At 73.9% G+C, this 23,697-nt stretch carries 14 protein-coding genes; 11 read left to right on the top strand and 3 right to left on the bottom strand.

Features of this window, described 5'->3' with window-relative positions:
- Window positions 1-36: 36 nt before the first annotated feature.
- Window positions 37-1,398 (bottom strand): type III PLP-dependent enzyme, encoded by a 1,362-nt coding sequence (locus FRANEAN1_RS03225; RefSeq protein ID WP_020458315.1) that lies wholly within the window; start codon window positions 1,396-1,398, stop codon window positions 37-39.
- Window positions 1,399-1,765: 367 nt separating this feature from the next.
- Here FRANEAN1_RS03225 and FRANEAN1_RS03220 point away from each other — a divergent pair, with 367 nt between their 5' ends.
- The 6 genes from FRANEAN1_RS03220 to FRANEAN1_RS03195 all read left to right on the top strand — a co-directional run bounded on the left by FRANEAN1_RS03220 (window position 1,766) and on the right by FRANEAN1_RS03195 (window position 11,045).
- Entirely contained in the window at window positions 1,766-3,154 is a 1,389-nt protein-coding gene (locus tag FRANEAN1_RS03220) for a diaminobutyrate--2-oxoglutarate transaminase family protein (RefSeq protein ID WP_020458314.1), read from the top strand.
- Window positions 3,151-4,605 carry a pyridoxal-dependent decarboxylase gene (locus tag FRANEAN1_RS03215; RefSeq protein WP_020458313.1) on the top strand — a complete coding sequence of 485 codons (1,455 nt, stop codon included), beginning with the start codon at window positions 3,151-3,153 and terminating at the stop codon, window positions 4,603-4,605. Before FRANEAN1_RS03220 ends, FRANEAN1_RS03215 begins: the two co-directional genes overlap by 4 nt.
- Before the next feature lie 56 nt (window positions 4,606-4,661).
- Window positions 4,662-6,374: an IucA/IucC family protein gene (locus FRANEAN1_RS03210; protein ID WP_020458312.1), complete on the top strand. Its 1,713-nt coding sequence runs from the start codon at window positions 4,662-4,664 to the stop codon at window positions 6,372-6,374.
- On the top strand, window positions 6,374-7,789 hold the full coding sequence (locus FRANEAN1_RS03205; protein WP_020458311.1) for a SidA/IucD/PvdA family monooxygenase: 1,416 nt from the start codon (window positions 6,374-6,376) through the stop codon (window positions 7,787-7,789). Before FRANEAN1_RS03210 ends, FRANEAN1_RS03205 begins: the two co-directional genes overlap by 1 nt.
- The gene (locus tag FRANEAN1_RS03200) at window positions 7,786-9,636 is read left to right on the top strand and encodes an IucA/IucC family protein (RefSeq protein ID WP_020458310.1); all 1,851 of its coding nucleotides are present in this window, start codon (window positions 7,786-7,788) and stop codon (window positions 9,634-9,636) included. The genes FRANEAN1_RS03205 and FRANEAN1_RS03200 overlap by 4 nt, the downstream gene beginning before the upstream one ends.
- Window positions 9,637-9,716: 80 nt before the next feature.
- Entirely contained in the window at window positions 9,717-11,045 is a 1,329-nt protein-coding gene (locus FRANEAN1_RS03195) for a glutamine synthetase (protein WP_049795887.1), read from the top strand.
- On the opposite strand, the gene FRANEAN1_RS03190 is transcribed toward FRANEAN1_RS03195, so the two are convergent.
- Entirely contained in the window at window positions 11,005-13,395 is a 2,391-nt protein-coding gene (locus tag FRANEAN1_RS03190) for an MMPL family transporter (RefSeq protein ID WP_020458308.1), read from the bottom strand. The genes FRANEAN1_RS03195 and FRANEAN1_RS03190 overlap by 41 nt on opposite strands.
- Window positions 13,396-13,512: 117 nt before the next feature.
- Between FRANEAN1_RS03190 and FRANEAN1_RS03185 the strand changes: the two genes are divergently transcribed.
- Window positions 13,513-14,277, top strand: a complete 765-nt coding sequence (locus tag FRANEAN1_RS03185) for a TetR/AcrR family transcriptional regulator (protein WP_020458307.1) — start codon at window positions 13,513-13,515, stop codon at window positions 14,275-14,277.
- Between the two features lie 110 nt (window positions 14,278-14,387).
- Here FRANEAN1_RS03185 and FRANEAN1_RS03180 read toward each other — a convergent pair whose 3' ends face one another.
- Window positions 14,388-15,458 carry a hypothetical protein gene (locus tag FRANEAN1_RS03180; protein WP_041253654.1) on the bottom strand — a complete coding sequence of 357 codons (1,071 nt, stop codon included), beginning with the start codon at window positions 15,456-15,458 and terminating at the stop codon, window positions 14,388-14,390.
- A gap of 478 nt (window positions 15,459-15,936) precedes the next feature.
- Here FRANEAN1_RS03180 and FRANEAN1_RS03175 point away from each other — a divergent pair, with 478 nt between their 5' ends.
- The 4 genes from FRANEAN1_RS03175 (at window position 15,937) to FRANEAN1_RS03160 (ending at window position 23,670) form a co-directional block, all read left to right on the top strand.
- Window positions 15,937-17,052 carry a cysteine--tRNA ligase gene (locus tag FRANEAN1_RS03175; RefSeq protein ID WP_020458305.1) on the top strand — a complete coding sequence of 372 codons (1,116 nt, stop codon included), beginning with the start codon at window positions 15,937-15,939 and terminating at the stop codon, window positions 17,050-17,052.
- Window positions 17,053-17,455: 403 nt separating this feature from the next.
- Window positions 17,456-19,156, top strand: coding sequence for a GGDEF domain-containing protein (locus tag FRANEAN1_RS03170; RefSeq protein WP_020458304.1), 1,701 nt, complete (start codon window positions 17,456-17,458; stop codon window positions 19,154-19,156).
- A 443-nt stretch (window positions 19,157-19,599) separates the two neighbouring features.
- Window positions 19,600-22,230 (top strand): MMPL family transporter, encoded by a 2,631-nt coding sequence (locus FRANEAN1_RS03165; RefSeq protein ID WP_020458303.1) that lies wholly within the window; start codon window positions 19,600-19,602, stop codon window positions 22,228-22,230.
- A gap of 165 nt (window positions 22,231-22,395) precedes the next feature.
- Entirely contained in the window at window positions 22,396-23,670 is a 1,275-nt protein-coding gene (locus tag FRANEAN1_RS03160) for a class I SAM-dependent methyltransferase (protein ID WP_020458302.1), read from the top strand.
- The last annotated feature ends 27 nt before the right edge of the window (window positions 23,671-23,697 follow it).

Genomic DNA, 23,697 nt, shown 5'->3' with positions numbered 1-23,697 from the left:
GGGGACCCCGGAGTTGAGTCCCGTTCCCGTGCCCGGCTAGTCCACGACGACGCGGTGGGCGCGCGGGTGGCCGAGGAACTCGTGCATCGCGAACTCGTAGCCGTAGGCGCCGGCCATCGGGAAGACGACGACATCCCCGGCGCGCAGCCGGTCGACGGTCACGTCGCGGGCGAGGGTGTCCTCGGGGGTGCACAGCTCCCCCACCACGGTCACCGGGCCCGCAGCCACCTCCGGCCGGGGCCAGCCGGGCAGCCAGTCGTCCCGCGGGACGACGGCGAAGTTGTGGACGATCTCCCAGGACGTCGGCAGCTGGAAGTGGTGGATGCCGCCGCGCAGGACCGCGAAGGCACCGCCGTGGACCAGCTTGACGTCGGTCACCTCGGCCGCGTACCAGCCGCAGTCGGCCACCAGGGCCCGGCCGGGCTCGAAGACCACCCGGACCCCGGTCGGGGGGCGCAACTGGTCCAGGCCGGCGCCGAAGACGTCCAGGTCGAAGGGGCGCTCGCCGAGCCGGTCGGGCTCGAAGGGCACCCCGAGGCCGCCGCCTACATCCACCACCCGCAGGTCGACATCGCCCAGGCGGGCCTGACGGACGGCGAAGTCCAGGCACCACCGCACATAGTCCAGGTGGGCGGTGGCATCGAGGTTCCCCGACACCGCGTGGACGTGGAAGCCGACCAGGTCGATCCACGGCAGCGAGCGGGCCAGCTCGACCGCCGCGGGCACGTCCCGCTCCTGGATTCCGAAAGCGGTCGGGCGCCCGCCCATCCGCAGCGAGCCGGAGAGGCCGACGCGGGCCGGGTTCACCCGCAGCGCGACGGCGGCCCGCCGCCCCGTCTCCGCCGCCACGGCGTCGATCCGCCGCAGCTCCAGCGGGCTCTCGGCGTTGACGACGTCGACCGCCGGCACCGCGCCCTCCACCGGCACCGCGCCAAGGAGCGCACGCAGCAGGCTCACCGACTTGCCCGGCCCGGACGCCACCAGCCGCGCCCCGCCGGACGGGTGTTGCCCGGCCGCCCGCACCGCGCCCCGCTGCCGGGCGCGCTCCACGGCCGCGGCGGCCAGGACGAGCTCGTGCGCCGACGAGACCTCGAACCCATCGATGCCGGCCCCGGCACCCGCGGCGGTCCCGGCGTCGGTGCTCGCGGTTCCGGCGAGCAGGGCGTCGAGGATCGGGGGGAAGGCGTTCGCCTTGACCGCGAAGAGCAGCTCCGCCCAGTCGGGCAGGTGTCGGCGCAGCTCGGCGGCCCGTGCCGCGGCCACCGCCGGCGAGTAGAGGTAGCCGCCGATCTCTCCGCGCCGCGCGGGCCACTCCCGCAGGCACGCGAGCACCGCCGCCGGCAGCCGATCCGGGCCGAGCGCGCGCAGCGGCGCGGCGGAGATGGGGAGATCCAGCACGGCGCACCCTTCCGGCGCCCGTGCGCCCGTGACCAGGACCGCACCCGCTCGGCCCGGTTCCCGCGCGACGTCCGACGTCCCGACATGTGACGATGACGGGGTTGATGCGCAACGCGCAAGCCCGGCGACGTTACGAGCAGCTGCCACGGGCCGCCGAGGGTGACGTACGACCAACCGGAGGTCACCGGAAACGACCCGTTTCCAGCCCTGGGCGATCATAACCTTACGAAGGGCAACATTTTCGTGCGGGTAACCGCGACCGCGAGGGCAGCCGCGAGAGGAAGACCTCTGCTCGTTCACAGGCCGGGGATCGGGAATGAATTAAGTTAGCCTTCCTTGACCCGGCCCGTTCGAAGGGGAATCGCCCGTGACGACGATCTCGCCAGCCGATGTCGGCGTCGGCCCCGACGGCGCGGATCCCGCCGTGGCGCCGGCGATCCTGGCCCGGCAGGAGGCCCGCGAATCGGCCGCCCGCACCTACGCCCGCTCCCTGCCGATCGTGCCGGTCGAGGCGGCGGGCTGCTGGATCGTAGGTGCCGACGGACGGCGCTACCTGGACTTCCTCGCCGGTGCCGGCACCCTGGCCGTCGGCCACAACCACCCGGTGGTCGTCGAGGAGATCGAGCGGGTCCTGCGCTCGGGTGCCCCGCTGCACGCCCTCGACATCGCCACCCCGGAGAAGGACGCGTTCGCCGCGGAGCTGGTGGGCGACCTGCCGCCCGGCCTGCGGGAGGACCCGAAGCTGCTGTTCTGCGGGCCGACCGGCGCGGACGCCGTCGAGGCGGCGCTGAAGCTGGCGCAGACGGTCACCGGGCACCACAACGTGCTCGCCTTCACCGGCGCCTACCACGGGATGACGTCCGGAGCCCTCGCCGTGACCGGCAAGGTCGCCGCGAAGGAGCCGCTGCCGGTCGCCGGGGCGGTCGTCCGGCTGCCGTTTCCCTACCCCTACCGCTGCCCGTTCGGGGTCGGCGGCGCGGCGAGCGCGGAGATCTCGGCCAGCTACATCGAGCGGCTGCTCGACGACTCGTGCGGCGGGATCACCAGCCCGGCGGCGATGATCCTAGAGCCGGTGCAGGGCGAGGGCGGCGTGATCCCGGCGCCGGACACCTGGCTGCGCGCGATGCGCGAGCTCACCACTCGCCGCGGCATCCCGCTCATCCTGGACGAGGTGCAGACCGGGGTCGGGCGCACCGGCACGTTCTGGGCCTGTGAGCGCGCCGGGGTGGTGCCCGACATGCTCGTCATGTCCAAGGCGATCGGTGGCGGCCTGCCGCTGGCGGTCGTCGCCTACCGCGCCGAGCTGGACACCTGGGCTCCGGGCGCGCACGCCGGCACGTTCCGCGGCAACCAGCTCGCCATGGCCGCCGGGCGCGCCACACTCGAGCTGGTGCGGACGCAGGCCCTGGCCGAGCGTGCGGCCGCGGCCGGCAAGCGGCTGCTGACCGGCCTGGAGAGCATCACCCGGGGCAAGCCATTCATCGGCGACGTGCGCGGGCGGGGCCTGATGCTCGGGCTGGAGGTCGTCTCGGCCGAGGCGGCGCCGGACGAGATCGGCGCGCGCCCGGCGGACCCCCGCCTCGCCGCGGCGATCCGGTCCGAGTGCCTCGCCCGTGGTCTGATCATCGAGCTCGGCGGCCGGGACGACGCCGTCCTGCGGCTGCTGCCGCCGCTGACCGTCACCGACGAGGAGGCCGACCTCGCGTTGGAGATCCTCGCGGAGTCAGTTTCCGCGGCGACCGAGCAGGCGGGATGACCAGGCCGGGTCACCGCCCGGCCGACGAGTTGCGGGACCTGCTCGGCGTCGCCCTGGGCGCGCTCGACGCGGGCCGCCGCGACCGGGTCGGCCCGCTGCCGGCCGGCGGGCCGGTGGCCGTCCGGCGGGTGGCGCTGGCCGCGCTCGGCGGGGGGCGGCTGCTCACCGCGGCGGGCAGCGGCGAGGCCGCGGCCCTCGACGCCCTCACCCGCATGCTCTCGGCGGGCTCGGCCGACCCCGCCGACCCGTTCTGCGCGGCGCACCTGCACTGCCCGCCGCTGCCCGTCGCCGTAGCCGCCGATCTCGCGGTCAGCGCGCTCAACCCGTCGCTGGACTCCTGGGACCAGGCCCCGGCCGCGACGACGGTCGAGACGGAGGTCGTCGCCGCGCTGGCCGAGCTGGCCGGCCTGGACCCGGCGCGCGCGGTGGGCACGGTGACCACCGGCGGCACCGAGTCCAACCTGATGGGGCTGCTGATCGGCGCTCAAGGCCGCGGCGGTGGCGGCGGCGGCGTTGTCGGGCCGCGGGTCGCCGTCCTCTGCTCGGCGGCCGGCCACCATTCGGTGCGCCGCGGCGCCGAGCTGCTGGGGCTCGGCGAGGTGGTCACCATCCCGGTCGACGGCGCGCACCGGATGGACGTCGGCGCGCTGCGGGCGGCGCTGGCCGGCCACGGCGGGCCCGCCCTCGTCGTCGCGACGGCGGGCACGACGGACGCGGGCGCCATCGACCCGCTGGGCGAGATCGCCGCGGCGGTGCGTGCGCACCCTGCACCCGGCTGGCTGCACGTGGACGCGGCCCACGGCGGCGGCGCCCTGTTCTCCCACCGGCTGTCCGGGCTGCTCGCCGGGCTGGCCGAGGCCGACTCGATCGCCCTCGACCTACACAAGCTGGGATGGCAACCGGCCCCCGCGGGGATCTTCCTCACCCCGTCCGGCCGCGGGTGGGAGCGGCTGGAGACCGAGGCCGCCTACCTCAACCCCGCCGACGAGACCGCCGCCGGCTACCCGAGCCTGCTGGGCCGGTCGCTTCGCACCACCCGCCGGCCGGACGCATTCAAGATCGCCGTGACCCTGCGCGCGCTGGGCCGGGACAGGCTCGGCGCCCTGGTGGACGCCTGCCACCGCCTCGCCCGGCACGCCGCGGCCGTCATCGAGGCGGACCAGCGGCTCGCGCTCTCGGCACCGGTGGCCCTCAGCACCGTGCTCTTCCGCTACGTCCACGACCGGGAGACGGGGGGCCGGGAGGCGCTGGACCGGCTGAACGCGGCGATCCGGCTCCGGCTGCTCGCCGAGGGCGCGGCGGTCGTCGGGCGGACCACGGCCGGGGTGGACGGCGCCGTCCACCTCAAGCTGACGCTGCTGAACCCGGCCGCGACGCCGGCCGACGTCACCGCCCTGCTCGCCCTCGTCGCCGCGACCGGCGACCGGCTGGCCGCCGAGCCGGCGGCGTGACCGGCCCGAGCGGTCCCACCGAGACGTCCGAGACGGCCGCGACGGCTCCGGCAGGCATGAGGACTCCGGTAGGCACGTGGGCTCCGGCGGACGCTGCGGACGAGGTCGTGACCGAGGTGCTGCTGCGCTGCTGGACCCGGGAGTTCGGGCCGCCGCCGGTCCCCGGTGGTGGGGAGCTGCGGCTGGCGCTGCCGGCCACCGGGCTCACTGTCGACGTCGCGCTGACCTACCGCTCCGCCACCGGCTGGCACCGGTTCGGCCGGCCGCGGCTGGGCGGCGCCCCGCTCGACGCCAGCCTGCTCGCCGCGCTCCTGATCCGCGAGGCCGCAGCCGCGACCGGAGCTGGAGCCGAGGGCGGGTCGCCGGCCGCGGCCACGCGGACGGCGCTGGCGCGCGTCCTCGACTCGGCCGAGTGGATCGCGCGCATCATCGCGTTCCCCCGCCGCGCGCCCGCCGAGCCCTTCCTCGCCGCGGAACGCGCCCTCGTCACCGGGCACCCGTTCCACCCCGCCGCCAAGAACCGGGGGGAGGCGCCCGAGGCCGAGTGCGCCCGGTACTCACCCGAGCTGGACGGCTCCTTCCCGCTGCACTGGTTCGCCGCGCATCCCGGCATCGTCCGGCACGGCGGCCCGGACCCGTCCGCGCTGCTCGCGTCGCTGCGCGGCGGCGGCCCGGCACTGCCGCCGGGGTACCGGGCGCTGCCGGCCCATCCCTGGCAGGCGCGGGCCGTCCCCGCCCGCCCGGACGTCGCCCGCCTGCTCGCGGACGGCCGGCTGGTGGACCTCGGCCCGACCGGCCCGCCCTGGTTCCCGACAGCGTCCCTGCGCACCGTCTGGCGGCCGGACGCGCCGGTCATGCTCAAGCTCTCGCTGGGCATGCGGATCACCAACTCGCGGCGCGAGCTGCACCGCGACGAGCTCGATCTGGGCGCCGAGATGGCCAGGTACGCCCGACTGGCCCTCGACGGGTGGCTGCGGGCCCGCCACCCGGCCTTCCGGCTCGTCCCGGAGCCGTCGTGGGCCGGGGTGCGGGCCGAGGGCCTGGAGTGCACCCTGCGGACGAACCCGTTCAGCGCGGGTGACCGCGTCGCGTGCGCCGCGGCGCTGGTGGCCGACCGGCCGGATCTGGAGCCGGGGGCTCCCGGGCGCTCGCGGCGGTCGATGCTCGCCGGGCTGATCAGCCACCTGGCCGGATCAGCGCCCACCGGGCCGGTGGCCCGCGAGTGGTTCGCCCGCTACCTGCGGGTGCTCGTCATCCCGGTGCTCGACCTCTACCTGCGCCGCGGCGTCGGACTGGAGGCCCACCTGCAGAACACCCTCGTCTCGCTGGACGAGCGGGGCTGGCCGATCGCCGGGTGGTACCGCGACAGCCAGGGCTACTACCTGGCCGCCTCGCACGCCGACGCCGCGCGGCGCGAGGTCCCCGGCCTCGGCGACGGCCTGCCCGCGGTGTTCGACGACGAGCTGGTCGAGCAGCGGGTCGTCTACTACGCCGTCGTGAACAACGCCCTCGCTGTCATCGGGGCGCTGGGCGCGGCGGGGATCGCCGACGAGCCCGACCTGCTGCGCCGCCTGCGGGAGACACTGCTCACGCTGCGGTCAGAGCTGCCCGGTCACGGCTTACTGGACCGGCTGCTGGACGCGCCCACCCTGCCCTGCAAGGCCAACCTGCGGATGTGCGTGGACGGCCGGGACGAGCTGGTGGGGCCGGTGGCGAGCCAGTCCGTCTACGTGGAGATTCCCAATCCGCTAGTGGAGGTCCGTCCGTGATGTCACCCTCCCCCGCCGCCGGGCCTGAGGCGTCCGCCGGCGCGCCCTACGACCTGCTCGGCGTGGGGCTGGGCCCGTTCAACCTGTCGCTGGCGGCGCTCGCCGACGGCGTGCCGGGGCTGCGGACGGCCTTCTTCGAGCGGCAGGACGCGTTCCGCTGGCATCCCGGGCTGCTGCTCGAGGGCACGTCGCTGCAGGTGCCGTTCCTGGCCGACCTGGTCACGCTGATCGACCCGACCAGCCGCTGGTCGTTCCTGTCCTACCTGCGTGAGCACGACCGGCTGTTCCGGTTCTACCTCTACGAACGCTTCCACCTGCCGCGCCGTGAGTACGACGACTACTGCCGCTGGGTGGCGCACGCCCTGGGGTCGGCGCGGTTCGGCTCCCGGGTCGACGCGGTGCGCTGGCATCCCGACGCCGCCCTGTTCCGGGTGACGGTCAGCCACGCCGGCGAGCCTGCCCCGGTGACCGTGACGGCGCGCAACCTGGTGCTCGGCGTGGGCACCGAGCCGGCCGTCCCGGAGGCCTTCGCCGCCGTGACCGGCCCCCGGGTGTTCCACTCGGCCGACTACCTGGGACGTCGCGACCAGCTCGACGGCGCCCGGCACGTCACCGTCGTCGGCTCCGGGCAGTCCGGCGCCGAGGTGTTCCTCGACCTGCTCCGCTCGCAGCCCGGGACGGGGCACTCGCTGGCCTGGATCACCCGGACCAGGGCCTTCGCCCCCATGGAGTACTCCAAGCTGGGCCTGGAACAGTTCACTCCTGACCACGTCCGCTACTTTCACGGACTCGACCAGGAGACGAAGGACGCCGTCGTCCCCGGCCAGTGGCAGCTGTACAAGGGCGTCGACGCGCAGACCATCGCCGAGATCTACGACCTGCTCTACGAACGCAGCATCGGCGGCGCCGACGCGGACGCCCTGCTGCTGCCTAACGTGTCGGTGAAAGGGGTGACCCACGGCGGCGGAGAGCTCAGCTACCGCCTGCGCTGCCGGCACCGTGACCAGCACCGGGAGTTCGCCGTCGACACCGATGCGGTCGTGCTTGCCACCGGCTACGCGGCCCGCCGGCCGGCGCTGCTCGATCCGGTGGCCGGGCTGCTCGACCTCGACGCCGGCGGCCGGTTCAAGGTCGACGAGCGGTACCGGGTCGCGACCGAGCCGGAGGTGAGCGGGCGGATCTACGTCCAGAACGCCGAGCTGCACACGCACGGTGTGGGCGCGCCCGACCTCGGGCTGGGGGCCTGGCGGGCGGCGGTCATCCTCGATGATCTCACCGGTGGCCGGGCGCACCGCCTGCCCCGCCCGGCCGCGTTCACCACCTTCGGCGCCCCGGCCCGGCCCCAGTCGCCCGGCGGGCCCGCCGCAGGCACCGCTCCGGCCCGGCCCGTCGAGGTCGGCGGAGCGGGCCGTTGACCACCGGGCTTCCTAGAGCCGCCGCGGGGCGGTGGCGCGCTGCCGGGCTGGCGCTGCTCACCCGGCTGATCGCGGAGCTCGCCTACGAGGAGCTGCTCGTTCCGCGGGCCGAGCCGGCGACCCCGCCGCGCACCCCGCCGCCGGTCGGGCGCGGCGCGCCGGCGCCGTACCGGATCGAGTGCGGCCCCGTCACGTACACGTTCACCGCCCGGCGCGGCACGTTCGGCACCTGGTGGCCCGACCCGGCGACGCTGCGCCGCGACGGCGAGCCGGCCTGGGACCCGGCCCGGTTCCTGCTCGACACCCGGCAGGGCCTGGGCTGGTCCGGGGACGTCCTGACCGATGTCGTGCGCGAGGTGACGGCCACCCAGCGCGCCGACGCCGAGATCCTGCGGACGGCCCTGCCGGCCCGCGCGCTCGCCGACCTCTCCCACCTTGAGCTGGAGGGGCACCAGACCGGCCATCCCTGCATGATCGCGAACAAGGGGCGGCTCGGGTTCGACGCGGCCGACGCGGCGCGGTACGCCCCGGAGTCGCGCCGCCCGTTCCGGCTGCGCTGGGTGGCCGCCCACGCCGAGCTGGCGCGGCTCGTCACCGGCCCCGGGCTGGGCGCCACCGGGCTGCGCGAGGCCGAGCTCTCCGCCGCCACCAGAGCCGAGTTCGGCGCGGTCCTGCGCGCCGCGCTCGAGCCCACCGCCGGAGCGGACGCCGCCGCGTTGGCCGAGCGGTACGTGTGGCTGCCGGTGCACCCGTGGCAGTGGGAGAACGTGGTCGCGCCGATGTTCGCCGGCCCGCTCGCCACCGGGCAGCTGGTCGACCTCGGCGAGGCGCCCGACCGCTACCTGCCGTTGCAGTCCGTGCGCACGGTGGCGAACATCGACACCCCGGGCCGGCGCGACGTCAAGCTCGCGCTGATGATCCGGAACACGCTGGTGTGGCGCGGGATGTCCGCCGCGGACGCCACCGCCGGACCGGCCGTCTCGGCGTGGCTGGTGTCGCTCGCCCACGGTGATCCGGTGCTGCGGGCCACCGGCGTCGTCGTGCTGCCCGAGATCGCCGGAGCCACCGTCGCGCATCCCGCCTTCGACGCGGTGCCGGACGCCCCCTACCGGCTGCACGAGCTGCTCGGGGTGCTCTGGCGGGAGCCGGTCGCGTCCTTCCTGGCCCCCGACGAGCGGGCCCGGACGATGGCCTGCCTGCTCACCGTCGGCGCGGACGGCGAGTCGCTGGCCGCCGAGCTCGTCCGCCGCTCCGGGCTGGAACCGGCGCGGTGGCTCGCCGCGCTGCTGGACGCGCTGCTCCCGCCGCTGCTGCACTACCTGTACGTGTACGGGGTGGCGTTCACCCCGCACGGCGAGAACGTGATCTGCGTGTTCGACGCCGGTGGGATCCCGCGGCGGATCGCGGTGAAGGACTTCGGCGCGGACATCGACCTCGTCGAGGGCGAGTTCCCCGAACGGGCGGCGACGGACGGCGGCGCCGGCGCGCTGTGCCGCCACTGGCCGGGCCGGATGCTCGCCCACTCGGTGCTCTCGGCAGTGTTCGCCGGCCACTTCCGCTACTTCTCGGTGATCGCCGCCGACCATCTCGGCGTGCCCGAGGAGGAGTTCTGGTCGCTGGTGCGCGGCGCCGTGGAGGACTACCAGGAGGCCCACCCGGAGTACGCCGAGCGGTTCGCCGCGGTCGACCTGCTGACCCCGTCCTTCGAGCGGGTCTGCCTCAACCGGGAGCAGTTCGCCGGTGCCGGCTTCCACGACCGCTCCGGGCGGGACGCCCAGTTCGACGTCCTGCACGGCACGGTGGCGAACCCGCTGATGCTCGCCCCACCGCGGCGGAGCCACGGGTGACCCCCGAGCCGGACCACACCCGGGCCGACGGCACGCGGGCGGACCACACGCAGGCGGACGACACGCCGGAGCACCCGGGGCTGGCGACGCTGCTCGGTGACGTGGACGAGGTGATCGTCGCCGTGCCCGACCTGCAGGGCCGGCTGGTGGGGACCGGGCTGTCACCGGAGTACTTCCGCGAGGAGGTGCTGGGCGGCGACGGCCTGGGGGCGTGCGCGTACCTGCACGCCGTCGACGTGGAGATGGAGACCGGCCCCGGCTACGCCTACGACCCGTGGGAGGGCGGCTTCGGGGATCTGCGGCTCGTCCCGGACCTGTCGACGCTGGGGCACGCGCCGTGGCACCCGGAGTCCGCGATCGTGATCGCGGACGCGGTCTGGCCCGACGGGACGCCGGTGGACGTGGCGCCGCGGACCGTCCTGCGCCGGCAGCTGGACCGGCTGGCGGCGCTGGGGCTGCGCGCGCTGGCCGGCACCGAGCTGGAGTTCCTCGTGTTCGAGGAGGCCTACCGCAAGGCCGCCGGGCGCGACTACGCCCGGCTCACCCCGGCCAGCTCCTACAACGTCGACTACGCGCTCGCCGGCACCGAACGGATGGACGATCTCGTCCGGTCGATCCGCCGGGCGATGGCCGCGGCGGGCGCACCGGTCGAGTCGGCGCGGGCCGAGGTCCACCCGGGCCAGTACGAGATCGTCTTCCGCTACGACGAGGCGCTGCGCACCTGTGACCGGCACGCGCTCTACAAGACGACCGCGAAGAAGATCGCGGGCACGGCCGGACGGGCCCTGACGTTCATGGCCAAGTACGACCAGGGTGAGGGCAACTCCTGCCACGTGCACCTCTCACTGCGCGCCGCCGACGGCGGCTTCGTCCTCTCCGCCGGCGCGGAGGAGGGGATGTCGGAGCTGATGCGGTGGTTCGTGGCCGGGCAGCTCGCCTGCATGGCCGAGCTCACCCTGCTCTACGCGCCCACCGTGAACTCCTACAAGCGGTTGGCGCCAGGCGGCTTCGCGCCGACCGGGATCTCCTGGGGCCTGGACAACCGCACCTGCGCTATCCGGGTCGTCGGGCGCGGCCGGTCGCTGCGCATCGAGCACCGGGTGCCCGGCGGCGACGCCAACCCCTACCTGGCGATCGCGGGCATGCTCGCCGCCGGGCTGCACGGCATCGAGAACCGGCTGCCGCTGCCGCCGCCGCGTGCCGGGAACGTCTTCGCCGCGCCGGACGTGCCGCGGCTGCCCGCCTCGCTACGCGACGCGGCCCGGGCGTGGCGGGAGAGCGCCACGGCCCGGGCCGCGTTCGGCGAGCGGGTCGTCGACCATCTGGCGCACGCCGCCGACGTCGAGCTGGCCGGCTACGAGCGGACGGTCACCGACTGGGAGCGCCGGCGGGGCTTCGAACGCTACTGACTCCCTCGGCGGTGGGCCCCGCGCCGGGGCCCTCGCCGGAGCCTTCGCTGAGGCCGATCCGGGCGTGCAGCGCCCGCAGCGGCTTCGGCGCCCACCAGTTGGCCTGCCCGGCCACCCGCATGAACGCCGGCACCAGCACCCCGCGGATCAGGGACGCGTCCAGCAGGATCGCCAGAGCCGTGCCCAGGCCGAACATCTGTATGAACCGCACCGAGGACGTCCCGAAGGCCAGGAAGGTGACCGCGAGCAGCGCCGCGGCGGTCGTCACGAGGCGACCGGTGCGGGCGAGGCCGGTGGCGACCGCCTCGGTGTTCGACGCGCCCGCGTCGTGCTCCTCCTTGATCCGGGAGAGCAGGAAGACCTCGTAGTCCATGCTCAGGCCGAACGCGATGCAGAACAGCAGCACCGGCATGGACGTGTCCAGCGGGCCCGGGGTGAAGCCGAGCGCCCCGGAGAGATGACCGTCCTGGAAGATCCAGACAGCCACGCCGAAGACGGAGGTCAGCGTCAGCCCGTTCATCAGGATCGCCTTCAGCGGCAGCAGCACGCTGCCGGTGAACAGGAACAGCAGGACGAACGTGGCCAGCGCGATCAGGCCGATGGCCAGCGGGAGCCGGTCGCCGATGGTCGCCTTGCCGTCGACGAGCACCGCCGGCGGACCGCCGACCAGCGCCTGGGTGCCCGCCGGGGTGGCGGTGTGCCGGATCACGCCGACCAACGCCTGGGCCTCGTCGGAGTGCGGCTCCACCGAGGGCACCACCCGCAGGTAGGCGGCGTTCTCGGCCGCGTACCGCTCGGTGGTCGGGCCCGGTGGCACGACGACCCGCCCGTCGAGCACGATGCCCGCGGAGCTGTCGACCCGGGCCACGCCGTCGAGCCCGGACAGCTCCGTGGCGTAGTCGGCGATGCCCGTCGCACCGAGCCGCTCGGTCGGGCCGGTGAGGACGACGACGATCGCCCCGGCGTCGTTGGAGGAGAAGTCGTCGCGCAGGACGTCCCCGACGGCCCGGCTGGAGGCGCGCTCGCGCAGGACCCGGTCGTCCGGGGTGCCGAACTTGACGTGCAGGAACGGCGCGCCGAGCGCGAGGAGCAGTGCAATCACGGGCAGCCCGGTCAGCAGCGGGCGGCGCATGACGGTGGTTGCCACCCGCCGCCAGAACGGCGACTCGACGGCCTCCCGCGGCACCTCCCGCTCCGCCCCGGGCGCTCCCCCACCCGCCGCGGCGCTCGTGGTGGTCGGGACTCCCGCAACGGCCGAGGACTCGCCCCGGCAGCGGCGCAGCCGTCCGATCAGGCCGCCGACGCGCAGCGCGTTCACCCGCGGGCCGAGCAGCATGAGCACGGCGGGCAGCGCCGTCACGGCGGTGATCACGGCGACCGCGGTGACGGCGATGCCCGCGTATGCCATCGACTTCAGGAAGTACGGCGGGAAGACCAGCATCACCGCGAGCGCGACGATCACCGTCGCACCGCTGAACAGAATCGTGCGACCGGCCGTGCGCACCGTGGTCGACACCGCCGTGGCCCGGTCGTGGCCCGCGGCGAGCTCCTCCCGGAACCGGCTGACCATGAGCAGCGCGTAGTCGATACCGAGGCCGAGGCCGAGCGCCGTGGTCAGGTTCACGGCGAAGATCGACACGTCGGTCAGGCCGCCGACGACCGACAGGAACGCGAAGCCGCCCAGGATGCCGACCAGCCCGATCCCCAGCGGCAGCAACGCGGCGAGCAGGCCGCCGAAGGCGATCACCAGCAGCACCATCGTGATCGGTATCGCGATGGACTCGGCCACGGCCAGGTCCGCGCCCACCTGGCCGTTGATGTCCTCCCCGACGGTCGCCGCGCCACCGGGGCGGACTGTGACCGGGGAGTCGGCGTCGGGCCCGCCGGGCTGGCCGGCCTTGTACAGGTCCTCGTACTTCGCGACGAGGTCGGACTCGTGGTCGTCGTCCACGCTGGCCAGGACCAGCGCGGCCCGGCCGTCGTCGGAGACCAGCGGCGAGGCCCCGGTCCAGTAGGACGACACGTTGGTCACCCCGGGCTGGGCGGCCAGTTCGGTGGCGAGGCGACGGCCGGCGTCGGCCACCGCGGGGGTGTCGACGGCCGGGGGGTCCGTGCCTGGGGCCCCGGCGCGGGCCGTGACGAGCAGGACGAGGTTCGGCTCCCCACCGAACTTCGTGTCGACGAGGTCGGCGGCCCGGCTGGAGTCGGAGGCGGGGTCGTCGAACCCCGCCGACTCGAGCTTGCCGAACGCGCCCATTCCCAGCACCCCGGCGCCCAGGAGCGCGGCAAGGGTTACCAGAAGCACAAGTCGGGGCCGGCGGGTGACTAGCTTGGCTACTGCCGTGAACACGGAACCCTCCCGAGAGAACCGATCGCTTGAGAGAACAGTGTTCTCAAACACCGGTCGCCGTCAAGACCCCTGTTCTCGAAAGTTGACACCGCTCACCGCTGAGCCCAGCATGGCGCTGTGACGAGCACAGCCCCCCGCCGCGAACGAGTCCGCCAGGCGACGATCGAGGAGATCAAGGCGGCCGCCCACGCCCAGCTCGCCGAGCACGGCGCCGCCGCCCTCTCACTGCGAGCCGTCGCCCGCGCGATGGGGATGACACCCTCGGCGCTCTACCGGTACTTCGACAGCCGCGCCGCGCTGATCTCCGTGCTCGCCCAGGACGCGTACGCCTCGCTCGCCGACGCGCTCGAAGCCGCCTTCGCCATGGCGCCCGCCGACGACCAGGCGGTCCGCTGGCTCCTCGTCGCCCGGGCCCACCGCCAGTGGGCGAAGGACAGCCCCACCGAGTACACGCTGATCTTCGGCCCGCAACCGACCGACCTCACCGACCACAGCGAGGCGGTCATCAACGAGCTCGAGCGGTCCGCCGCGGTGATGTTCCGGTGCATGGCGGAGGCGATCGCGGCCGGCGACATCGACCCGTCCCCGCTGGAGGTGGAGCTGTCACCCGGCCTGCGCGAGCGGCTGCTGGCCTGGGACTGCGCCGACCTCCCCCCAGCCGGGGCGGCGGCCTGCATGTCGGTGTGGACCCAGTTGCACGGGCTGATCGCGCTGGAGCTGTTCGGGCACATGCCGGAACCGCTGGCCGGCAGCCAGGAGCTCTTCGACCAGCAGATGCTCGGCGCGCTGGACCGGGCCGGCCACCGGGCCCCGATCGACCACCACGCCGTGATCGCCCGCGCGGACGGTGCCGCCGGGCCGGCCACCCCGGTGCGGGCCTGACCGCCGGGAGGCGACCAGGCCGGCACCGAGGCCGGCGTACTCAGGCCAGCCCGCTCAGGCCCACGGGTTCACGCGGGCGGGCTCAGGCTGGAGGGGTCAGGCTGGAGGGGTCAGGCGGAGGCCCGCATCCGCCTACTCAGCGTGTCCAGTGCGACACGGCGAGCACTCTTGATCTCGGGTAGCCGGGCCTGGTAGGCCGACGACGTCGCGAGCGGCTGGTAGAAGCCCAGCCGCGGGACGAAGTCGATGTCGTCGTAACCCGGCGGTCGGTGCAGGGCGTACGTACGCCCCGGGAATAGGAGGTCGTAGTTGTCGGCAATCTGCCAGATGGCGACGTGCGGATCGACCCGGCGGCGTTGGAAGTACGCCTCGAGAACGTCGATTGTGAAACTGATCTCATGGAACTGCTTGACCAGGTTGTGGTAGTGCTGACCAACCTGATACTTGATCGGCAGCTCAACCTGGAGACAGTCCGAGTAGTCGAGAAGGTCGAGAGCCAGAACCTTCAGCGAGGTCTCCACCCCGTAGCCGCGGGAGAACGCGAGCGCCGCAAAGACGTCGGCGTCGATGACGAACTCCCCGATCAACGGCTGGATTGCCCGCGTGATGGACGGCACATAGCGCGCGAGTTGTTTCGAGAGCAGCGAGCGCAGCATCTCGGTCGTACGTCCACCGGGCTGACCGTCCCCGGTGACCCTGCGCGAGCTTCCGTTCACGAAAAGCGGGGCGTTGCCAGCCGTCGCGGCGGCGGCGAGAACACCTACGGTGGCGGGGTCGTAGCTTTCGAGGTCCGCGTCATGGAATATGAGGCGATTTCCGAACGCAAGGTAGGCGAGACTGCGCATCGCACCCGCCTTGCCTCCGGTCGTGGCCGCCTCCCGCCCCGCGTGGAGCTCCAGGACGGACTGGCCGCGCACGACCCAGCTCGCGCCCGCCTCGGTCGCGATCCGGACGAGATCGTGCTCGTCTCCGTCCGAGGAGGGGTCCACTATGACCCCGATCTCGTCGAGGACACTGCGTTCCTGCATCCAGCGTTGCCGGTTGAGCGCGACGATGGTTCCCAGCGTCCGCGCCGCCTCAGGCCCGCGAGCGGGTATCAGCAGACTGAGCGTGACGCCTTTGTTGAGCTTGTCCACCTCGATCGCGTCGAGGTCGAGGGTGGTGGGTTCGAGCGTTCGCACGGACGCCCCTCTCTCGAGGCCTTTCTTGGTTACGACCAACCCCCCAGGCCGGTCACGCCCGCGCAGACGTGAGCGGCGGAACACATGGTGGTTCCCATACAGCACGAACCACCTGGGCGAAGCTTTCCGGGCAGACGTCCCCGGGTCAACAGGGCGTCCTTCCGGGCCCTGGGTCGTTACGACTTTCCTCGGCCGCCCACCGCGGGATCGACCGGCCCCCAGACCAACCGAACGGCGAGCCCCAAAGTATGGATGTTGCGCGACGAATCGTCACTCCCCCGGACGAGTCCCCTTGGTCATCCTCGTCACGCTCCTGCGGGTTGGCCCGTGTTCCCGCCATCCACGGGGGGTACGGAACGCCGGCCGGGTCCGCCCAGGGCGGATACCGACAGGTCTACCCGGGGGCGGTCCGGACGACGCCTGTGTCCGCCCAGCACCGCGGTGGCATGCTGAGGCGGTGGATGTCGCACTGAACCCGATGCGCCCCGTGCTGCGGCTCGGCGGGGCGCCGCTGCCAGTGGTGGGCCGAGCCCGGGTCTACGTGTGCGGCATCACCCCGTACGCCGTCACCCACCTCGGCCACGCGGCCACCTATCTGTGGACGGACCTGGCGATCCGGGTGTGGCGCAACGTCGGGGTCCCGGTCGAGCTGGCCCGCAACATCACTGACGTCGACGACGCGATGTTCGACGAGGCCCGCCGGACCGGCCTGCCCTTCGACCAGATCGCGTCGCTGCAGCGGTTCGCCTTCGACCGCACGATGACCTCACTCGGCATCCGCCCACCCGACCACGAGCCGACCGCGCGCGCGGCCGTGACCCGGGTGATCGAGCTGGCGACGGCGCTGCTGCGCGCCGGCCACGCCTACGAGCGCGGCGGCAGCGTCTACGCCCGGACAGCCGAGGCCGCCGAACGCGCCGGCCTCGACCGGGCAGCCGCGATCGCCCTCGCCGCCGAGTACAACGACGACCCGCACGACCCCGAACGGGACGACCCACTCGACGTCGCCGTCTGGCGCGCCGCCCGGCCGGACGGCGGGTACCCGAGCTGGCCCAGCCCGTGGGGCCCCGGCCGGCCCGGCTGGCACGCCGAGTGCGCGGCGATGGTCCTGTCGACCTTCGGCTCCAGCGTGGACCTGCACGCCGGCGGCGCCGACCTGCGCTACCCCCACCACGCCGTGGAGGCGCTGCTCGCCGAGCGCGCCACCGGCGTGCAACCGTTCGCGCGGGCCTGGCTGCGGCCGGGGACCGTCCGTTCGGGCGGGGTCAAGATGTCCAAGTCGCTGGGCAACCTGACCTTCGTCGACGACCTGCTGACCAGGCACAGCCCGGCCGCGGTGCGGCTGCTCTGCCTGGTGCGCCCCCGGGACGACGACTGGGACTTCGACGAGGCTGCGTTCGACGAGGCCGAGGCCGGCCTGGACCTCCTCTACTCCGCCGCCGGCCGCCCCGGCGCCGTCCGGGGCGCCTCCGCCGTGGACGAGGTCGACGCCGCGCTGCTCGACGATCTCGACACCGTCCGGGCCCGGTCCATCGCTCTGGACTCCGGCGGTACCGCGGCCCGGCGGTTCATCTCCGTCCTCGGGCTCACCTGAGGGGAGCCGGGCCCACCAGGCCCGGCCGGAAACGAACTCACAGGAACAAGAATCAGACAAAAGCTCACACCGCCCGTCAAACGAGCGTGTACGAAGAGCTACCATTCGATACGGTTCCGAAACGGGTCACGGGTCCGGACCTGCCAAGTCGAACCTCCCTGCCGGCTGACCCGACACGCGGAGCGACGGCGCGGCGCACGTCCGCATCGCCATCGATGGGAGAAGCCCGCCCCCCGACCCGGGCCGGCACGCCGCGCACCCGCCACGCACGGACCCCGCACCCGCGGGCTCGGCGCCCCTGGAAACCGGCGCCCCGCACAGATCCGGCATTCGTATCGGAGACGCTGAACATGGCCCGGTCACTCCCGTCCGGCGCGCGGTGGCCGGCGACACCAGGTTCTCGGTGACGGCGGCCCGACCCGCGGCGGGCGCGCCGGCCGACCGTGGCTGGGTCTGGTACCTGGCCGGCGGGCTGGTCCTCGTGGCCGCCTCGTGCGCGCTCCCGGCCGCCGGCGGGACGTCCGGGCCGCGCGTGGCGCTCTACCTGCTGGTCAGCGGCTCGGCGGTGGTGGCGGTCGCCATGGGCAGGCGGCGCCACGGGCCGGTGGGCAGCCTGCCCTGGTGGTTGTTCGCCGCCGCCCAGGCGATCTCCGTGCTCGGCGACGCGATCCTCGCCGGCTCCCGCGACGGACTCGGCGCCGACGGCTTCCCCGGCATCGGGGACGCCTGCCACCTGGCCCGCTATCCCCTGCTGATGGCCGGCCTGATGATCCTCGCCCGGCGGCGGGGACGGCCGGGCGGCGTGGCCGGCGTCCTGGACAGCCTGATGATGGCTGTCGCTGGGGCGCTGGTCTCCTGGGTCTACCTGGTCGCCCCGCGACTGGCGCTTGATCAGCCCCCGCTGGTCAGCCTGGCCTCGGTGGCCTACCCGGTGGGCGATCTCGCCCTGTTCGCGGCGAGCCTGCGCCTGTTCTTCGACGGCGGCCGACGCCCGCCGGCCTTCTACCTGCTCGCCGCCCACCTCGCCGCGGTCCTCGCCGCCGACGCCCGCTATGTTCCGCGCCAGCTCGACGGCGACTACCGGGTCGGCGGTGAGCTGGACGTCCTCTGGTTGGCCGCCGCACTGTTCCTCGGCGCGGCCGCGCTACACCCGAGCATGAGCCGCCTCGAGGTGGGTGGCACCCGCCCCGGCTCGGTGCTCTCCGTCCCCCGCCTGCTCGCGCTGACCGCCGCGGCGCTGGTGGCCCCGGTCGTGCTCGCGGTGCAGTGCGTGCGCGGGGAGACCAGCGGGCTGGTCGTCGTGGCGGTGGCCAGCGCGGCGATGTTCATTCTGATCATCTTCCGGATGGCGGGTCTGGTAGCCGACCAGCATCGGGCCGCGATCACCGACGTCCTGACCGGGCTGCACACCCGCCGGCACCTGGAAGGCGAGCTGTCCGCGGCGGTGGACCGCGCACTGCGCGACGGCACCCGGCTCGGCCTGTTCCTGGTCGACGTCGACCACTTCAAGGCGATCAACGACCGGTACGGCCATCTCGTCGGGGACGGCGTGCTCGTCGAGGTCGCCCACCGGCTACAGGCGGCGACCCGGCCCGGTGACGTCCTGGGTCGCTACGGCGGCGAGGAGTTCGCCGTGCTGGTCACGAACCTGCGCGAGACCGACCTCGCCACCGTCGGGGAGCGCCTGCGCCGCCAGGTCGGCAGCGAGCCGATCCGAATCAGCACCCGCACCACCACAGACCATCCCACGCCGCCGGACGGCGGTCCGCCGAGCAGTGCGTCTACGGGCAGCGGCGGGCTGGAAGTCGGCGGGCGGGCCGGGTCGGCCCGGAGCGGGCCGGCCGGTGGCGGGAACGCCGACGGTGGGGACACGGACGAGTCCGAGGTACGCGGGGAGCAGGTGATCGCGGTGACCGTCTCGGTCGGCGCGGCCGCCGTGCCCACCCACGCCGCCGGCCCGTTCCACCTGTTCGGCGCCGCCGACGACGCGCTGTACGCGGCGAAGAGCGCCGGGCGCGACCGGGTGGCCGTCAGCGGCCGTGCCCTCCCCCCGGCCGGCGGCGACGACCAGTTAGCGGTGAGCGGAGCCTCCGAAGCACTGTGACCCGGCTCGGGCCACGGTCGGTCCTGGGGTTCCGCGGAACCGCAGAGCGCCTACCGGGTGGCGGCAGAAGCCGCCGCACCGCAAGACGCCGGAGGCACTGGCGGGCGTCGTGTTCATGACACCGCGAGCGCGCGACGTGCCCGCATGCGTCCCGCCTCCAGCGGGCGAGCCGATGTGGGCGATTCGCCCGATTACGGCGCATTCGGCGACATAGTGTTCGCGCAGGGTTCCTGCCCACCGTGCCATGGAAACCCCGCCTATCTTCCCACCGGTGCACGCGACCGCCGTGCACCACCCCCCTCATCTATCACCATCTCGGCCGTCGCCCACCCCGGCCGTCACGCATCCCGGCCGGCGGAGACCTGGCGACTCTGCGGAGACGACGGCCCAGCAGGGGCGACGGCCGAGCGGAGACGACGACCCAGCGGAGTCGAGGAGGACGGATGTCCCGGTTGCTGTACCGGATCGGCGCGGCCGCGGCCACCCGGCCGTGGCGGGTTGTCGGGATATGGCTTGCCGTGCTGGTGGCGGCCCTGGGGCTGGCCGCGGGCTCGGGGGGTCAGCCGCGCGACGACTACGACGCCCCGGGTACCGCCTCGCAGGTCGGCACCGACCTGCTGCGCCAGAGCTTCCCGACCCTGGCCGGCGCCGACGCGCGCGTCGTGCTGCACGGCACGAACAAGGCCCAGCTCGACCCGGCCATCCTGGCCAGCGTCGGTGCCCGGCTCGGCAAGGTGCCGTCCGCCATTGTCGCGAGCCCGCCGGAACTGTCCCGTGATGGTGACACCGCACTGTTCACTGTGCACTATTCGAAGCCGGTCACCCAGCTCGGCGGGCGCGATGCCCTGGACGCCGTCTACGCGGCAGCCACCCCGGCGAGTGACGCCGGGTTGCAGGTCGAGATCGGCGGCCAGATCTCGGAGAACCTCCAGTCGGTCGACGGCCGGGCCGAGGCGATCGGCGTTGGGGTCGCGCTGCTCATTCTCCTGATCGCCTTCGGCTCGGTGATCGCCGCCGGGGTGCCGATCGCGGTGGCGATGATCGGGCTGGGGGTCGGGGCCTCCGGCATCACCCTGATCGCGGCGACGACGACCGTCAGCACGATCGCCCCGACCCTCGCGTCGATGGTGGGGATCGGCGTCGGCATCGACTATGCGTTGCTCCTGGTCACCCGGCACGTCGAGGGGCTGCGGTCCGGCCTGTCGGTGGCGGAGGCGGCGGGGCGGGCGAACGCGACGGCCGGTATGTCGGTCGTCTTCGCCGGCCTCACCGTGATCGTCTCGCTGACGGGCCTGCGGCTGGTCGGTCTCAACACATACGTAACGACAGCCTTCACAACGGCGTCCGTTGTCATCGCAGTCGTCGCGGTCGCGGTCACCCTTGTTCCCGCATTGTGCGGTCTCGCGGACCTGCGGGTGCTGCGCCGCCGGGCGCACGCCGAGTTGTTCGTCGCCCGTTCCACGAGGCCGGCGGGCACCGGCTCGGCCCCCGGCGCTGACACTGGCACCGGCTCGGACGCGACGCCGGCGAAGCCGAAGCGGACCCTGACCGCGCGGTGGGCCGCGCGCATCGGCGCTCGTCCCCGCCCGTGGGCGCTCGCCGCACTGATCTTCCTGCTGGCCCTCGGCGCACCCGTCCTGACCATGCGCACCTGGCCCCAGGACGCCGGCAGCGCGCCGACCGACGTCACCCAGCGGCGCGCCTACGACCTGATCTCCGCCGAGTACGGACCAGGCGAGAACGGCCCGCTGCTGCTGGCCGTCGACCTGCGGCAGCTGCCGGCGCCGGAGCTGCCGGGCCTGGTCGCGAAGGTCGCCGCGGTCCCGGGCGTCACGGCCGTCGAGCCGCCGGTGATCGCCCCGTCCGGGGAGGCCGCGGTGATCAGCGTGGTCCCGACGACCGGCCCGAGCGACAAGGCCGCGTCCGATCTGGTCGCCCAACTGCGCGCGGACGTGCTGCCGCCCGGTGTGTCCATCACCGGGACTACGGCGATCTTCGCCGATCTCTCCGGGCTGCTCTCGGAGCGGCTGTGGTGGGTGGTCGGCTTCGTCGTCGGGATGTCGGTGCTGCTGCTTACCGTCGTCTTCCGCTCGCCGGTCGTGGCGATCAAGGCGGCGGTGATGAACCTGCTCTCCATCGCGGCCGCCTACGGCGTTGTGACGGCGGTGTTCCAGTGGGGTTGGGGAACGGACCTGCTCGGCCTGCCGCACAGCGTCCCGATGTCGAGCTGGCTGCCGGTGCTGATGTTCACTGTCCTGTTCGGCCTGAGCATGGACTATGAGGTCTTCCTGCTCTCCCGGATCCGGGAGGACTGGGTCGCCACCGGCGACCCGCACGGCAGCATCGTCCGCGGGCTCGCCTCGACCGGCCGGGTGATCACCAGCGCCGCCCTCATCATGATCGCCGTCTTCTCGGGCTTCGCCCTGGACCCGGACGTGACCGTGAAGATGGTCGGCGTCGGGATGGCGGTCGCCGTCCTGGTCGACGCGACGGTGATCCGGATGGTGCTGGTCCCGGCCACGATGGCGCTGCTGGGCCGGGCGAACTGGTGGCTGCCCAGATGGGTCGACGTCCTGCTGCCGCGGGTGGACATCCACGGTGAGCGGTTCGCGAGCGCGACCACCGGCCTCGGCGGCGCGTCCGGCTCCAGATCATCGGCCGGGCCGGACGGCCCGGCCGGGCCGTCCAGGTCGGGCGGGCCGAACGGGTCGGGCGGCTCGGGCGGGTCCGGTGGGTCCGGTGGGTCGGGGAGCTCGGGTGGGCCAGGTGGCCGGCCCGGGAGGTCCGCGAAGTCCGACAAGCTCGCCGCGGGGGGCGGGTCCACGGCCCTCGGCACGGCGGTTACACCCAGTAAGTCCGAATCGTCCCGAAAGGCGGGGCCACCCCGGGAGCGCGCGACCGCCCGGGAGACCGCCACCGACGGCGGCGACGACGGTGACGGGCCCACCGATCCCGGGACGACCGACCACCTCCAGGGCTCTTCAGGCAGCGCGATGGCCGGTTCAGGCATCCCCGCACAGGTCTCGTCCGAACCGGTGGACCCGGGGGTGAAGGGCCGCGAACTTCAGCGGTGAAATTACATTTCTGCAGGTCAGAGCGGTTGACAACGCCCCGCCGCGGGGCTTCGGACGCTCGGCCGGCGGCCATCTGGGTGACGGAATGTGTCGTTCTGTCCTGGTTAGCTGAGACGCCAGAGACAGAACGCCGCCCAGGCGGCATGGCGGAAGAGGGCACGCGGCGTGGACGGGCTCACCATGGACGGGCTCACCGTGGACGGGGTCGCGATGTCGGCGATCACGATGGGTGGCTTCACCATCGAGGAAATCACTGTGGAGCGGATCCTGCCGCGTGGGCACCGGGGCCGGGACAACGCCCCGATAGAGATCCTGATCAGGGATGGCGGGGTCGAGATCTACCCGCCCTCCGCGGAGAACACCTACTTCGCCCCGCGGACGGAGCGCGACCGGCCGGCTGTACCCGCGGCACGCGAGTCGACAGAATACGAGACGGCGTACTACGAGCCGGCCCGTTTCGAGCCGGCCCGTTTCGAGCCGGCGGAGCACGAGCTGACCCAGCTCGAGCTGGCGGAGCACGAACCGGCGGACTATGCGTCGGTGGAACACGGATCGGCGGGTTCCGAGGTGGCGGAGTACGAACCGGCGGACGAGGCGGGCGACCCGGCCGAGCAGGTCGATCAGGCCCACCCGGCCACGGTGTTCGACCGTGCGGCGTACGACTACGACGCCGACGTCCACGGTGTGCCGTTCTTCCGTCCGCTGGGCAAGACCCTGGTGGCCGCGGCCGGCATCTCCCCCGGGGAGAACGTGATCGACCTTGCCTGCGGGCGCGGTGCCGTGCTGTTCCCGGCCGCCGAGGCGACCGGGCCGGCCGGCTCCGTCCGGGCGTTCGACCTGGCGCCGACCATGGTCGAGCTGACCGCGGCCGACGTCGCGGCCCGTCAGCTGCCATGGGTCGACGTCACGATCGCCGACGCGATGGACCCGCCCGTCGAGCCGGGCTCGGTCGACGTCGTCCTCTGCGGGATGGGCCTGTTCCTGCTGCCCGACCCGGTGGCGGCGCTCGCCCGGTGGCGCGGCGTCCTGCGGCCCGGCGGGCGGCTGGCCGTGACCGTCTTCGGGCCGGCGGACCCGCTGTGGGACCGTCCCGACTACCCGCTGCGGCTGGCGACCTCGGTCGGTGCGGCCGAGCGCCGGCCGGGGCACGCCATCCTGGCGGAGGGCGCGCTCGCCGACGCGCTCACCGCGACCGGTTTCACGCTCACCCGGGACGAGCTGGTCGCCACCGACCTCGTGTTCCGCGATGTGGCCCACTGGTGGCGCTGGGCCTGGGGGACGGCGCTGCGGTCCATGCTGGAGAAGGTCTCCGACGCCGAGGGCCCGGCGATGATCGAGGAGTTGACCCGGTGGCACGCCCCGTCCACCGACGCGGGCGGCCTGCACTGGCGCCCGACGATCCGCGTCGTCACCGCGGTCGTGACCGACCCGTCCGCCTGAGCCCGACGCTGACGGGCAGCCGTCAGG

This window comes from Parafrankia sp. EAN1pec, assembly GCF_000018005.1.
GTDB lineage: Bacteria > Actinomycetota > Actinomycetes > Frankiales > Frankiaceae > Parafrankia > Parafrankia soli.
The sequence above is the reverse complement of the archived record's forward strand: the minus strand, read 5'-3'. Positions and strand labels throughout refer to the sequence as shown.